Annotated in this window: 7 protein-coding genes; all 7 read right to left on the minus strand. The window is 50.5% G+C overall.

Annotated elements, in window-relative coordinates; translation table 11 throughout:
• Nucleotides 1-240: 240 nt before the first annotated feature.
• A complete protein-coding gene (locus ACJ8HH_RS21230; RefSeq protein WP_033638614.1) occupies nt 241-1248 on the minus strand; it encodes an HlyD family secretion protein in 1008 nt (335 codons plus the stop codon).
• Nucleotides 1249-1340: 92 nt separating this feature from the next.
• Complete coding sequence (locus ACJ8HH_RS21235; RefSeq protein ID WP_033636362.1) at nt 1341-2360, minus strand: NADP-dependent oxidoreductase; 1020 nt, start codon at nt 2358-2360, stop codon at nt 1341-1343.
• Nucleotides 2361-2431: 71 nt separating this feature from the next.
• Nucleotides 2432-3055 (minus strand): hypothetical protein, encoded by a 624-nt coding sequence (locus ACJ8HH_RS21240; RefSeq protein ID WP_033636363.1) that lies wholly within the window; start codon nt 3053-3055, stop codon nt 2432-2434.
• Nucleotides 3052-4647 carry an MDR family MFS transporter gene (locus tag ACJ8HH_RS21245; protein WP_065424452.1) on the minus strand — a complete coding sequence of 532 codons (1596 nt, stop codon included), beginning with the start codon at nt 4645-4647 and terminating at the stop codon, nt 3052-3054. Before ACJ8HH_RS21245 ends, ACJ8HH_RS21240 begins: the two co-directional genes overlap by 4 nt.
• Nucleotides 4644-8717 carry a non-ribosomal peptide synthetase gene (locus ACJ8HH_RS21250; protein WP_060452095.1) on the minus strand — a complete coding sequence of 1358 codons (4074 nt, stop codon included), beginning with the start codon at nt 8715-8717 and terminating at the stop codon, nt 4644-4646. Before ACJ8HH_RS21250 ends, ACJ8HH_RS21245 begins: the two co-directional genes overlap by 4 nt.
• A 77-nt stretch (nt 8718-8794) precedes the next feature.
• Nucleotides 8795-14290 carry a type I polyketide synthase gene (locus ACJ8HH_RS21255; protein WP_033649367.1) on the minus strand — a complete coding sequence of 1832 codons (5496 nt, stop codon included), beginning with the start codon at nt 14288-14290 and terminating at the stop codon, nt 8795-8797.
• 39 nt (nt 14291-14329) lie between these two features.
• Nucleotides 14330-16129 carry a non-ribosomal peptide synthetase gene (locus ACJ8HH_RS21260; RefSeq protein WP_033649369.1) on the minus strand — a complete coding sequence of 600 codons (1800 nt, stop codon included), beginning with the start codon at nt 16127-16129 and terminating at the stop codon, nt 14330-14332.
• Nucleotides 16130-16184: the final 55 nt, after the last annotated feature.

Here is a 16184-nt window from a genome sequence, read left to right on the forward strand (position 1 = left end):
CCTCTCTATCAAAACTTCAACAATGAACGACGCCGTTCTATCGAACAACGCCCCAGGTAAATGCATTGATAATCACGCTCGTCCAGCGGCGATAAACACGCGGCGCCTTTTTACCGATATAAGAACTACCAGCCAATGAATGAACAGGCTATGGTGATGACTATTATAACTTTGCCGTCATTCCGGCACAGACCGCGTTGCGACATCCCTTGTCGAGGCGGATTTCCATATTTCCCGGCGCTATCCCCGCGTATCTACCGTAACAGAGGCCGAAAGGCCGCTGTCTATTTGTTGCGGAGAGTCAAAAACAATTTTTACTGGGACGCGCTGGACAATTTTGGTGAAGTTCCCTGTCGCATTGTCTGGTGGTAATAAAGCAAAAGTTGCTCCTGTAGCCGGTGAGATACTATCCACCCTGGCATGAAATATTTTCCCTGGATACGCATCAACTTTCACCTCCACAGGCAATCCTTTACGCATACGTGCTTTCTGCGTTTCCTTAAAATTGGCGCTTATCCATGGGGCCGCTCCGGAGACGATACTGGCAATGGACTGCCCAGCCTGAACCATCATACCCACTTGCAAACTACGGTTGCTGATTACCCCATCAATAGGCGCAATAATCCGCGTGTAACTCAATGTCAATTTCGCCTGTTCCAGGTTTGCCTGAGCCTGTTCAACATTAGCCTGGCTTTGCTCAATTTCGCTTTGCAAGACTTGGAGTTTATCGCTTTGCGTTTTCAAGCTCGCTTGCGTTTGGTGGTATTTTGCCTCTGCGACGCGATAACTGGATGTGGCGTTATCCATGTCTCCCTTGGAAACATAATTCTTTTTCTGCAAAATTTGAAAACGGAGATACTGCTGATGCGCATACTGCAGAGTGGCTGCAGCAGAATTCACATCGCTGCGAAACTCGTCAATAGCACTTTTTTGCATTTGATAACTTGCCTGGGCATTCGTTAACGCCGCCCGACTTTGCGCCAGAGTCGCCTCTGCTTTCTGCAACGCGACAACAAACTCCCTGTCGTCCAACTGAGCCAATAAGTCGCCCTTATTCACCCGATGATTGTCCCGAATCATAGAGTTAACCACCACCGCGCTGATGCGGGCGCTGACGTTTGTAATGTCTGCTTGCACGTAAGCATTGTCGGTGGTTTGAAAGTAGCGCCAATAAAGCAACCAATAAAGAAACCCTGACAAAACCAGTAACACGAGCAGAAGGAAACCTATTTTTTTAGAATGTTTCATGATGAATTCCAACAACCTGAATGATGTACGCTTAATACCCACCATCCAGGTTGAAAATATTTTCATATTATGCGCAACAGTAGAGCCTATCGTTAGCACATCCGTATCAATTGTTTGCCGAAATGTTTTCCATTAAGTGAATCAATAAAAGCCTGAGGCGCATTTTCCAGCCCATCGACTATTGTTTCTCGGTATTTCAACACACCGTTCTCTGCCGCATTTAACAAGAATGCATCTGATTCGGCGTAGTCTTTGAACCATTCGGTTACCAAAAAGAAACGATTTAAAGGCGCATCCGGCAGGGCAGAGAAAAAGTCCGCCGGGCCGGATGCATCAACATCAGTGCCTTTATTGTAATTGGCCGCATTACCGCAGATAGGCACCCTTGCCCCCTCATTCAGCAACTTGGCGACAAACAGTGATACGCGGCCGCCCACGTTCTCAAAATAGATATCGATACCCTGGGGGCACGCGGCGCGCAAATCCCGGTTAAGGTCGGCAGTCTTGTAGTTAAGGCAACTGTCAAAACCCAGCTCCTCCACGACATACCGGCATTTATCCTCGCTGCCGGCCAATCCCACAACGCGGCATCCCGCCAGTTTACCCAATTGTCCAACGACGGAGCCAACCGAGCCCGAGGCGGCAGAAACGACCAATGTTTCACCCGGTTTTGGCTTCGCGATTTTGTTTAAACCGAAATAGGCCGATCGGCCCGGCGTCCCAACCGCACCGAGAAAAATAGAAGGTGGTAATGTTGTCTCCGGCAAACGATGAACAGTGAAGTTTTGAGCATCACCGATATAATACTTTTGCCAACCGGAGAAGGTGAATACGCGATCGCCAACGTTAAACAAAGGATTACGCGAAGCCACGATTTCCCCAATAGCCTCTCCCTGAATCACTTCCCCCAGCTTTATCGGGCTCACGTATTTGGTGCTTTTATTGAGCCGTGGCCGGAGATAGAGATCGATCGATAACCATTTGTTCTCAACCAGAAACTCTCCTGGATCCAATGGCCTCAACGAGCTGGTCTCCAATCTGAAGTTTTCCAGCGTAGCGGCGCCATCAGGGTGGCTGTTCAATACGATCGATGCATTCTCAAATTGACTCATGTTCTTCCCCCTCTTAACTACGTAGATACATGTTTACGGCATCAGCAACCGCCAGCCCTGTGGGCCAGGATTTAACGGCCTTTTTTACGCAAATGTGACGTCCAACGATATTTCGGCCAATAAAAACTGAACAACACCATCAACAAAGTCAGTGGCCAACCACAGATAAAAATAATCGTGTCAACGGGCAGATCCTCGCGCATTGACAGGCCATATACACCGACGGCTTTCAGAAGGAAAACCAAGATCCACGCCAATGATACTTCGTGCCACACTTTTGCGTATTGAGCGGTACCGTAAACGGGAATATCTTTCAACCTTGGCATCGCCTGTTCTGCCAGCGTACGTATCATTGGCTTGCCTACCAGAGAATAGAAGCCGAATACCACCACCACTGAAGATGCTCCGCTGACCGCGAGAAACACATTTTCTTTCTTGATTGCGAACGGAGCATAGCCGCGTAAATACAAATAGTGACTAACGCCTGAAACCAGAATCAATGCGATCACCGACAATGAACCGCTACGCTTGTTAAATATTTCCACTGCGCCTGAATAAATAGCCGTCAGCAGTAATGCGAAACCCGCGCCTCCCCACCAAAAGGCGATGTTATAAAGCACGATCGGGGTAATGATAGTAATGCAAGCATCGCGCGACATCAGGTAGTGCCATATCGTCATAGAGCGCTGACTCATTCCTTACCCTCTTTTTTGACATGCAAACGAAAATCGCGAGAAGAGAACATCACAAGCAACGCGGTTGCCAACATCATTCCGCCCATAATCAGAAACAGATCGTTAAATGCCATGATTTCCGACTGACGGGCGATTCTTTTGCCAAGTATCGCGAAAGCCGTACTTTTTATACTCATGACGTCAACGGCCAAACCGCGCGCGATCATCAGACTTTTAACGTCATTGAGATACCCGGCAAAGGCATTGCTGCCGGAGACCAACGACGTCTTAACGACGTCGACATGGGTATAAATGCGCGTGATGAAAAAGGTGCTTAAGATGGCAGTGCCGCAGGAGCCTCCCAGACTGCGGAATATATTGATCAACACCGCCGAAGAGGCACTGTCTTTTTGCTGAATATTGCGGGTAGCCAGCAAGGAAAGCGGCACCATGATAAAGGGCTGGCCTAATGCGCGGATCAACATGGACCAGGCCATCTGTGGGCCGGCAAAGTCGCCGTCCATCGCACAGTCCATAAAGGCACTGATGGCCAGACCAACAAACCCTATGCAAATTAGATACTTCTGGTTATATCGTTGAATAAGCAACGGGATAAAAGGCAGGATGATTAACTGAGGAAACCCCATCCAGATCACCACCGTACCGATATCAGAAGCATTGTAGTCATGTACCATCGTCAGGTAATACGGCACCAAGAATAACGTACCGTAGATAGCGACGCCCAACATGGCAAAAACCAAGATGGCGCACGAGAAATTGTAGTCCCGGAATAAGCGAATATTGATAAGCGGCTGGGCATGCGTCAATTGGGCATACATAAATATTAAGAAACTAACAGCGGAAATGACCGCCAACACGCATATCATATTCGATTCTAGCCAGTTTTCTTCACCGCCCTTTTCTAAAATCACCTCAAGCGCGCCCAAACACAGCATGACCGAAATGATGCCGACAAAGTCCCCGCGACGAATAATATTCCAGTCGATAACAGGGTGTTTTAAAGCATAGTGAATCAACCCCCAGGACAACAAAGCGGGTATCGCGTTGATATAAAATATGGCGTGCCAAGAGAAATTATCCGTCAACCAGCCTCCCAATGCCGGCCCTACCGCCGGCGCGAAAGTCCCTATAATGCTAAACAGCGACATGCCCAACGGCCGTTTTTTTAATGGCAGGATCTCAATAATCAAGCGAAATGAAATGGGAATTAGCGCCCCGCCACTGAACCCTTGAAGCGCCCTAAACACGATCATGGAACTCAGATTCCATGCGGCAGAACACAGCAGCGATGCCCCCAAAAAGCCGGCAATGCACCACAGCGCATAACGCCCGGTCCCCAGAGCCTGACAAAGCCAACCACAAAGCGGAATTGCCACTATCTCTGCGGTAAAATAAGACGTCATCAGCCAGGAACTGTCATTCAGCGTCGCAGAAAGCGCGCCTTGAATCACTTTCATGGATGAATTGGCGATTTGGATATCCAAAATCGCCATAAAACCGCCGATTAATCCTCCGAGAATAGCGCACCATTCACGCCTGGAGACCCTGGTGTCCTCGGCTGGCACCGCGGCCGTTGTCAAAACGGCGCTCATGACAATATCTTCCGCAGCTGGCTGGCCGTATGGCTTATCTGAGGCGGATTCATCATCGAGATGTGATTGCCAGGCGCGCTTATTATCGTCATCCCCCCGCGAGCCAGACGAGCCCAACCCAGTCCGGGTATCTCTTGTGCAATGCGGTCCGGCAGAATCTCCTCCGCCTCCGCAACCACGATCCTGCCGTCATATTCTTTGCCCTGATAGCTATCTGTCGCAGCGATATGCGCCTGTAGAATCGTCAGAAAATGCTGGAACTGCGTTGCGCTAATATTGTCAGGAACCAATTTTGCGCGCTTGAATTCCTGCAGGAACAACAATGAACGCTGCGCTTCGGACATCTCTGCCAGCGCAGGTGCGGCGATTGCAAATGACGCACCGGTAAAACGCTCCACCTTGCGGGCGAAATATGCAAGCCGTTCAAATTCATTCATCTGTGCGGCGCGATCAATCTGTATCTGAGGAGCAGGTTGATCGAGTATCAGCACCGTTGGCGTTCGCCCGTCGGCATGCTGCAGTTGGCGCGCCATTTCGAACGCGATTGTCGCCCCCAGGGACCATCCGCCCAGCACCAGATTTCGCCGTTGCGCAATATCCTGCGCCTGCTGCAGATAGCATGCGGCCAGCACCTCTATATCGTGGTTGTAGGCCTGATCTTCACCGAAGTTCGCCACCTGCAGGCCATAGATCGGATAGTCGGCCCCCAACTCACGCGCCAATGGGTAATAACACAAGATGTTTCCGCCTGCCGGATGAATCATCAAGAGCGTCGGTTTATCTTCCTCGACCCCGGTATTCAGCATCACCAACGGCGATAATACTTGCCGTTCAGCCTGCGTCAGAAAGGCCGACAACTCGCCGACACTGCCGTGCTCAAACAACTGCCCTAAAGACAGGGTTGTGCCAAAATGCTGATTTATTTCGATCACCAACTTCAATGCGGTAATCGAATTTCCCCCCAGCGCGAAAAAGTCATCCCGCGTATCCAATCGCTCGCGTTGCAGCACGCGGCAATAAATGGCATATAAGCGTTGTTCGACGTCCCCTTCCGGCTCTCGCACCGATTGAGGTATGGCATCGTTCATGCGCGGCAAAGCACCATAGTCCACCTTGCCACCGGCCGTTAACGGCAAGCTGTCCAGCCAAACCCACTGATCCGGCTGCATGTAATGAGGGACCTTGCTTTGCAAAAACGCACGCACTTCCGCGCTGCGAGCCTTTCCTTCGCCGCAACAATACGCCACCAGCCAGCTCTCGCCCGCACCGTTCAGCCACTGTTTTACCGCGGCTTGAGCGATCGCCGGTTGCTGCTGCAATACGTGCTCGATTTCCGCCAGTTCCACACGATAGCCCCGCACTTTCACCTGGCGATCCAAACGCCCTAAAAACTCGAGGTTTCCGTCCGGCAGCCAGCGCCCTTTGTCGCCAGTGCGATAAAGGCGTTCACCCGCCAAATAAGGATGCGGGATGAAATTCGCCCGATTCTGCTCCTCTAAGCCGATATAGCCTGCAGCCACATGCTCGCCGCCAAGATAAATCTCACCAGGAAGGCCGATAGAGACTAACTGTTGATAAGGATCCAATACCAACACGTGGCTGTCGGCCAAGGGCTTGCCGACCGGCAAATAGTCGCCCATCTCATCCGGCAAACCGTCCGGCAAGGTATAGGTCGCCACACCGACGGTACACTCCGTAGGGCCGTAGTGATTGACCACACGGCAGTCAGCCTGCAGTTGACGTATGCGTTTGACTAACGCCGTCGGGACTCTTTCTCCGCCCAAGACTAAAAGACGACGTGGCAATAGCGCACCCGCATGGGGTGACATGAGCAATGCGGTCAGGTGCGTTGGCGTGATCTTCATGCAGTCCAAGGGATGCCTCTCCAGATAGGAGAACAATGCCTGCGGATCATTAAGCTGCTGAGTGCTTATCACCTCCAGTTGTCCCTGGTAGATCAGCGCCGGGAACAGCATGGTATGCGCCAAGTCGGTAGTGAAGGCGGAAAACATGCCATATCGCGCCCCGGCAGGTTGATCCAGGACAGAGGCGATGACCTGGCAATATCGGCTTAGCTGAACATGATTGACCCTGACGCCTTTTGGCCTACCGGTGCTGCCTGAGGTATAAATGATGTAAGCGGGAGCGTCTGTCGGCATTGTCAGTAATTGGGGATTCGTGCTCAGCGCGGCGCCGTGGCACTGGTCAATCGAGATTGTCGGCTGTGAAACCGCCGGCGATCCGGCATCCACCACAACGAAGCGCGCCTGTGCGTCCCGCAGAATAAAGTCGACCTGTTCCATCGGCAAAGTGATATCGACAGGCACATAGCATCCCCCTGCTTTTAATATTGCCAGCAGAGCCACGACACAGCGTTCGCTTTTGGCCATAAACAGCGCCACTGACTGCCCCGGCAACAGGCCATGTTCCAGCAAACAGTGCGCGAGACGGTTAGCCTGCTCGTTCAGTTGTCGATAGCTCAAAAGACGGCCATCGCAACGTACAGCCACCGAATCGGCACCCAAAGCATCGGCCTGACGCTCAAACTGCCGATGAACCGCCATGGGAACGGCGTCAAGCAAGCGTCTACACCCGCTCAGCAAGTGGCGATGTTCCTCGCGAGTCACCAATGAAAGATCGCGCACGGTTATTTGAGGCCGTTCGATGAGCGTTTCCAACACCGTGCGCAGATCGCTCAACATACGCGTTATCGTACTGCGGTTAAACAAATCGGGATTGTAGTTTAAGGTAAACAGTAAACTACCGCGGCTTTCTTCAACCCACAGGTTTAGATCCAGTTTGGATACGCCATAATCGATTTTAAGCGGTTTATAGGTAAACAACGTGTTGTTATGAAAATGAGGAAATACCTGATACGTCAGCGCCGCCTGAAAAAGCGGATTAACCTGCGGATTTCGGATATGGCCAATTTCATCAAGAATATCATTGAGGGGAATAGCCTGGTGCAGCTGAGCTTGCTCACTCTCTGAGCGAACGTCGCCAATAATTTCTCGTAACGTCGCCTCTGGAACGATATCCAGTTTCAGGGGTAAGGTATTCATAAACAACCCCAGCATATTCTGAGTCTCGGGTTGGTTACGATTGGCAAAAGGACAACCGATAATGATTTGCTGCTGGTTGCTGTATTTGTGCAACAAGAGCATATAGGCCGAAAGAATCATGTGGAAAGGCGTCGCGCCCAGCTGTGCAGCCTGCATCTGCAAACGCTGGGTGAAATCCCGATCAAAAGTGTGGCTTGCCATACTGCCTTTGGTGCTCATTTTAGCTGGCCGTGGGCGATCGGTCGTTATCTCAAGCAGGCCTTGCGCGTCATCAAACTTTTTAGCCCAATACGCCAAACCCTTTTGATATTCTGCCGTGGCATACCACTGTTCTTCTGCCAATGCATAGTCGGAGAATTGCAGAAAATCGTTTGTACGCGGTGTCTCGCCATGGAGGATTTGGAAATACATCTCCATGAACTCTTTAAAGAACAAGCTGACCGTCCAGCCATCTGAGATAATATGGTGAAACGTCAGCAACAATACATATTCATGTCGATTGGTTTTAATCATGCGCCAATAGGAAAGTGGCCCACAAGTCAAATCGAAAGAACGCTGTCCTTCCTGACGCGCAACGTTTTCTACCCATTCGTCACGCTCGTACTCAGGAAGAGACAAAATATCGTCATAGTGGAAATTGAACAGGACTTCATCACTCACGCACTGGCAGAGTTCGCCCTCCACCACGTTGAATGTGGTGCGAAGAATGCCATGCTTTTTCGTCAGAAAGGTCAGCGCCTTTTTCACTACCTCCATGTCGATGTCATGCTCGACGCGGCAAGTGACGGCATAAGGATTGTTGTACGCCTTACCGTCGTCAAGGTACTGATCCAATACCCAAATACTGCGTTGTGAACCGGTCACAGGGAAGTGCCGCCTGGCCGAGTCAGCTTGTTTTCTGATGATTTTACCGGAAGCCAACACCACTTGCGTTTTCTTCTCCCTGGCAATTTTTTTCAACTCATCCAAACTCAACGATTTGAGCATGGCGCTACTGATTTTAGTCATCATCAAATCCCGCTTTTGCCTGATTGGCATGTTTGCCTACGTGGTTTCCCCCAGGCTCGCACCTGGGGGGAGCCGGGTTATTCGCCTTGCAGCAATACTTCCAACTCAGCAAGGATCAGTTTTGACAATCCTTTAACGGTCTGCTCCTGGTAAAACAGATCGACGCGAATATCAATTTCAAAAATACCTGATACCGTCGACACAACCTGAACCGCCAACAGTGAATTACCGCCGAGTTCAGTGAAATTATCGTTCACGCCAATCCCAGAAATACCGAGGATGGACTGCCAAACTTTGACGATTTCCTTCTCGATGTCGTTTTCGGGCGCCATATATTCCACAGACAACGCGGGCCGCACATGGCCATCAGCGGCTTTTTCCTCCTCATTCTCCAATAAGGTTTCATTTTGAGCCGGGATAGACTCATCGATCAGTTGCCCAAGGTCGCTGGTGACAATAACCAATTGTTCAAATTCCAAATGCGCCAGCTGGCGTTTCAGCGCATCGAGCCCTTCATTGAACAAAATATCCTTGTCCGCAAGATTGACTTTCACCGCCGCGGGCGCCGCCTTCTCGTCCGACTCCACCACCTGATTGACTTGGGTCATTTTAATCAGAGTGTAATTTTCCAACGTCAATAACGGCACGCCGGCATGTGACAGGAAGACAATATCCATCGTAATGGCATTGTCCGTATGCTGATACGGCCCCTTCAGTTTGAGGTGCGCATAGCAATCCGTTTCCAGCGGCGCGTGGTAGGTTATTTTGCCGTAACTGATCGGCAGGAAGTTTTCCTGGGTGATATAAGTCAGGCAGCGGATCGCCGTGGCGTCGATCATCGCCGGGTGGAATGGATAGCGCGCAAAATCGTCATGGAAATCGGAACCGATAACTTTATGCATCAACCATTCGTTTTCCCCTTGCAAAATGTCTTGGTGGTTGTCCCACCGCGGGCTCAGCGAAAGGAAGACATCGCCAGTATTGGCGTTGCCCAGCTCGCACTCCAGCGGCTCGTACGCCAATGCTTTCGTACAGCGCTGGCGAAGAGACTCAAGCGATGCCGGTTCATCCTCTGACTCAGCCACTTTTGAGCTGACTAAACCCAGCGCATGCTCCTGCCAGGCCAGATCCAACAGGCCTCTGCTTCGCAGGCTAAACTTGTAACCATGACTCTCTGCGGTGACCAGCAACTGCATGTTGCGCGGCCAGGCATGATGATAAATGACGGGTTGCGTCAACAGCAGATTCTTAACCTGCAATCTCTCTTGAGGTTTAAAATGGCTCATCCATTCGTACAGCATCGATAATATCGTCGCGCCGACCAATGACGGCTGATGCGTCAAGCGATGCTCATCAATGACCCAGTCTTTTTGCACCGCCAGGTTGACCCGATAACGCTCTTGCATTCCCTCACGGCCAATCAACGTCAACAAATCGCCCTCTACTTCTTCAAACTGTGCGGATTTACTATTTTTTTGCTCAATCAGATGATTGCTCCAACGCACCGCCATACCGATATCCCCCCACTTACCCCAGTTGAGAGAAACCGTATGCCCAGAACGTTGCTGGTTGCGGTAATGGGCGAAAGCGTCCATAAACGCATTGCCCGCGCAATAATCGATGCGCGCCTCATCGCCGACAATCGAAGTGATCGAAGAGAAAAGAATGAAGAAATCAGGCTGTTTATCTTTAAGCAGCTCGTCCAAAATCAAACTGCCGTTCACTTTGGGATTCAACACGCCAGCACAATCGGCGTCATTTTTCAGCGGAATAATTCCGCCGCCGGCAATCCCCGCGGTATGGAAAACGCCATCTATGCGGGTAAACCCGGCCAGCACATCGCGCATACCGGCATAATCGCAGACATCAACCTGCGCAAGATGCACGGTGTTTCCACGTTCTTCCAGCCGTAAAACCCCCGCGATTTTCTCACTCACCGAATCGTCCACCGAATGCTGCTGCAGCCACGCTTGCCATTGATCGCGCGGCGGCAGCTCAGTGCGATAAGTCAGGATCAAAGTCGCATTGCTGACCTCTGACACATGGCCCGCAACCAACATGCCCAGTCCGCCCAAACCACCGGTAATGAGGTAGACACCCTCATCCTTCAGCTCCGCAGCAATTCCCGTATCATCTTGCTTCAGATGAACGGCCTGATAATCTTCCTCCCACCGGTTGCGCCCGCGATAAGCCACCAGATTGCCATGCGTATCGATATGGCTTTCGTCAATCAATTGCTGTGCTAAATCATGGGGCGCCGTGTAGCCGAATAAATCCACATCCACAACGTGGCACCGCACTTCGGGATACTCGTGATAAAAGACGCGCGCAGGCCCAACGACCAACGCTTTTTGCGGTGAATACAGCCGTTCCTCCGTCACATTGAAAATATTGTTGGTCACAAACAAGAGGTGCAGGTTTTCCAGCAGGTTTTCACTGACCAATGCCTGCTGCAAATAAAGAGGGCTGTAAAATGCGTCGACCTGCAGCGCATAGCCATCACCATGGCACTGCGGTGCGCCGTTATCGGCAGAAAGGTTCCACATATTAATGATGCGAGTGGGACGCAGCGCCAGGTTCTTCACACTTTTCAGCAGGCGAACGTAGTCTTCGCGTTTGGAGGGATCGATAACGTAACACCCGTTCGCCGCATCCTCCTCATAGTGAGTGCCGCGCCAGACGGTCAATACGCGCTGTGCGCTTTCCGCCAGCTGCCTTTGAATATGTTCGGCGATAACCATGGCGTCCACGAACAGCAGCCAACATTCCGAGTCTGGATCGATGCGGCTACCTGCCATGAACCTGGCGGGAATGGTGCGTTTCCAGGCCGGCATGTGAAACCATTCGCCAATATCCGCTTTTTTGCGTTTGAGAGCGCTGACGGAACTGGCGCTCTGTCCTCCTTCGGCTCCTCGCTTCAGCGCCGGCAGCTTGAATTCCTTACGTTCGAAAGGATAGCCCGGCAATGGCAACCGGCGGCGATGTTCATCACCGTAAAATTGAGCCCAGGAGATTGTTACACCGCTGGCCCACAGGCATCCCAGCGAGGTAAGTAAATATTCTCCCGTCAATTCCACATCCTTCGCGGTAGGCAGCGAAGAGTAAATCAACGCGCTTTCATCCGCCTTGAAATGCTGCTTCGCGGCCGATTCAAGAGAACGGCCTGGCCCCACTTCCAGGAAGATATAATGCTGATGTTCTTCAGACATCAACGTTTTGAATGCGTGAGAGAACAGCACTGGATTGCGCACATGTCTCACCCAATAATCGCTGTCAGTAGCTAGCGCATCGGTTATCCAATCGCCACTCACCGTAGAGACGAATGGGATTTTTGGGGCGTGCAATTCAATGCCGTCGATGACCTCTTTAAAAGCTGGCAATGCCGGTTCCATCATGTATGAATGGAAGCCATGGGAGGTATCCAGATGCTTGCAAAACACATTGTTGTCTTCAAGCTGCCGTTGAAATACCTCAATCTCATCCAAATCGCCGGCGACCACGCAGAGCCCCGGGTAATTGACGGCGGCAATCTCCAATTTGTCGCCCTGTAACCGCTGACGCAGCGACTCTTCATCCATCAGCACGGCAAGCATTGCGCCAGCCGGCAGCGCTTGTACCAGTTTGCCGCGTAACGCCACCGCGCGCAGCGCATCTTCCAGGGAGAACACGCCGGCAATACACGCTGCGACATATTCGCCAACGCTGTGGCCTATCATGGCATCGGGTTTGATCCCCCACGACATCCATAATTGCGCCAGACTGTATTCGACAATAAATAGCGCAGGCTGCGTAAACTGGGTTTCATTAATACGGTTTTTTCTTAATCCTTCGTCGCCTTGGAAAATTATCGACAATAAATTTACGCCCAAGATCGGGTCCAAATAGCGACAGCAGCGATCCATCACTTCGCGGAATTTCGGGTAAGTGGCGTACAGCTCACGGGCCATATTGATGTATTGGTTGCCCTGGCCGGGGAACATAAACACCACGGCCTTATCGCCTTTCGTCAACGTTGAAATATTGGCGGACGGCTGGTTCAATTTCTCCAGTAACGTTTCACGATCCTGCCCTACGACGACCGTGCTGTGCGCAAACGGCTGGCGGCCCACCTGTAGCGTGTAGGCGACATCGCCAAGATTGACGTCCTTGTTTTCAACCAAGAAATCGTGCATACGTTGTTTCATCGCTTCCAACGCAGTTCGGCTCTTCGCCGAGAATGGCAGCATAACCAAGCCATCATGGCGAGTGCTTGGCTCCGTTCGCGGCGGAGCCTCAAGAATGACACAGGCGTTCGTCCCCCCTACGCCAAACGAATTCACCAATGCACGATGCGGTTCGTCAGAACTCGCCAGTTTGCTCAATTCGGTATTCATCACAAACGGGCTGGTTTCAAATGCAATATTGGGATTTGGCGAAATATAATGCAGTGAAGCAGGAAGGTCCCCTTTCTCCAATGCCAATGACGCCTTAATTAAGCTCGCCATGCCGGAAGCAGCATCCGTATGCCCGATATTCGTTTTTACCGAACCCAGCCGGCAATATTGTTTTCTGTCGGTAAATTCACTGAACGTCTGGCTGAGCGAAGTGAACTCGATAGGATCCCCCAACGCAGTCGCGGTGCCATGCGCCTCGACGAAACTGATGGTATCCGGATGAACCTGCGCGTTGTCGAACGCCTGTTTCGCCACCGAAATCTGGCCTTCGATACTTGGCGCGGTATAGCCCGCCTTCAGATTGCCGTCATTATTAATCGCCCCGCCTTTCAATACCGCATAGACATGGTCGCCATCACGCAATGCGTCACTCAAGCGCTTCAATATGACAACGCCGGCTCCGCGACTGAATACGGTGCCATTGGCACGAGAATCAAAAGCATAACAACGCCCATCCGCGGACTCCATTCCGCCTTGCATGTATTGGTAGCCACGGCGTTCAGGGGTATCGAGGGAAACGCCACCGGCGACTATCAGATCGCTTTCCCCATTCAACAGACTATTAATACCCATCACCACGGCGACCATCGCGGTAGAACACGCCGTTTGCACATTAACGCTGGGCCCTTTTAAATTCAGCTTGTACGACACCCTGGTGGTAACATAATCCTTATCGTTATTGGTCACCACTGAAGCACCGCTCACGTACTTTTGCACATCAGGATGCGTATTGACTTTATTCAAATGCCACGCAGTACCGGTTCCGCCAAAGACGCCGACTTTACCGGGATAGGTACTGGGTACATAACCCGCATCTTCAAATGCATGCCAGCTGCATTCCAAAAATACCCGATGTTGAGGATCCATAATTTCCGCATCACGAGGTGTGATATCGAAGAAATTGGCGTCAAAATATTGCGCATTACCCAAGATGCCTCTGCGACGAATATAGTTTGACGAGGCGATCATTTCCTCTTCAATGCCGCTGGCTCTAAGCTCCTCTTCAGTGAACGTACTGATCGTTTCTACACCATCTAGCAGATTTTTCCAGAACATTGCCTTATCTTCTGCACCCGGGAAGCGCGCAGACATTCCCACGATAGCGATATCCCTATCACGGCACGTTGTTTGATATTTCATCTTTACCTCACCATGTGTAGCACAATTAAAATTAATAAATTATTTGTTTTTTCCTAATAGCTCAGCATTTTTCTCTGCAATGCGTTGACTTAGCATCTGTACGGTTGGGTATTGGAATAAATCCATAATGGTAATGGGCGTGGAAAACTTATCTTTTATTTCCCTGTGTACTTTAGACATCAATAACGAATTACCTCCAGCGTCAAAGAAATTATCTTTCGTTGACAGCTCCTTGTTTTTTAAAATCGTTCTCCATACAGAAATGATTTGCGCTTCTATATCAGAACTCATCTTGCTTTTTATATCAACCATCTCTCTCTCTCCTTTATTTTCATGCGAACTAAGGTTAGATTTATCGACTTTGCCATTTGGATGAATCGGCATCTTATCCAATGAAATAAATCTGGAAGGCAGCATAAAGAAGGGCAGAGACTTCGCCAAAGCGCTCTTTACCTCCTGAACATTAATAGGCTGTTGATGACGAGAAACATAAAATGCAGATAGCGTTGGTATTTTATTATTTTGGTTGAACTCTACAATAACGGCGGCATGCGATATCTGGGGCAAAGCCTGCAAATGCATTTCGATTTCAGCCAGTTCAATCCGATGCCCACGAACTTTTACCTGATCATCAACCCTGCCGATAAATTCCAAGACATTGTCATCAAGGCATTTGACCAAGTCGCCGGTTCGGTACATTTTATGATTTTCGCCCGGGATAAAAGGATCTTTGACGAAACGCTCGAGGGTCAACGTTTCAGCATGCAGGTACCCCTTGGCCAGAATGTCGCCGCCCAAATAAAGCTCACCGCAGTTTCCGGGCTGAACAGGTTTAAGCGCGTTGTCCAACACATAGGCGCGCGCATGGGGAATCGGCCGTCCTATGGGAACCATGCCCTCTCCCTGCTCTGGCAAGCACGGCCAATGGCAGGCAAAAATAGTCGCTTCCGTCGGCCCATACAGATTGTGGATCTGCCCGGAGAACTGACGGCTCAAATCGTCGACCAAACTCTGCGGCAGCGCTTCGCCACCGGCGAAAATATGCGTTAAAGTTCGACAATCGCCCACCACATCGGCATCAACGATAATGCGTAACGCAGTGGGTACAAATTGGGCAACGGTAACCCGGTGGCGGCGAATGAAATTTGCCATTAGCAGGGGATCATATTTCATTTCCTCATCGATCAGCGCGCAGCTTGCGCCAGTCATCAAAGGCCAAAATATTTCCCAGACAGAAACATCGAAACTGAAGCTGGATTGGTTCAGTACCACATCATGCTGGCACAGATTGAACGCAGCCTGCATCCATTTCAAATACTGTACAACCGTGCGATGACTGACCATCACCCCCTTCGGCTTACCGGTTGATCCGGACGTATACATGACATAACAGAGATTGGACCCACTGACTTTCGGCAAAGCCGATGCCAAAGGTAAAGTGAGGTCCAGGCGCGTGATGTCCAACCATTCGCAACGCTGGGAGGCGTCTTTCAACGCCTGATCCAGAACACCGCTCGTAATGACCAGTCTCGTACCAGCATGGTCAATCATGTATGCCAGACGGTTAACAGGATAATATGGGTCCAATGGCAAATAGCAGGCGCCTGCCTTGAGTATTCCTAATAAACTGATAACCAGATCCATTCCCTTATTAAGGTAAACGCCGACGATATCCCCTGGTTTTATCCCATGACTAATTAATCGCTCCGCCAATGCATCCGTATATTGGTCCAGTTTTTGATAGGTCAGCGCGTTATTATCACATCGCAACGCCACCAAATCCGGCGTAGCATTACTCTGCCATTTAAATCTAGCATGAATAATATCTTCAGATACCATGATCTGAACCTCTAATTTATATTGTATTGTTTGAAAGTAGATTTCTTAAAAAACA

It is taken from the genome of Serratia sp. CY32780, from assembly GCF_052169135.1.
Classification (GTDB): Bacteria; Pseudomonadota; Gammaproteobacteria; order Enterobacterales; family Enterobacteriaceae; genus Serratia; species Serratia sarumanii.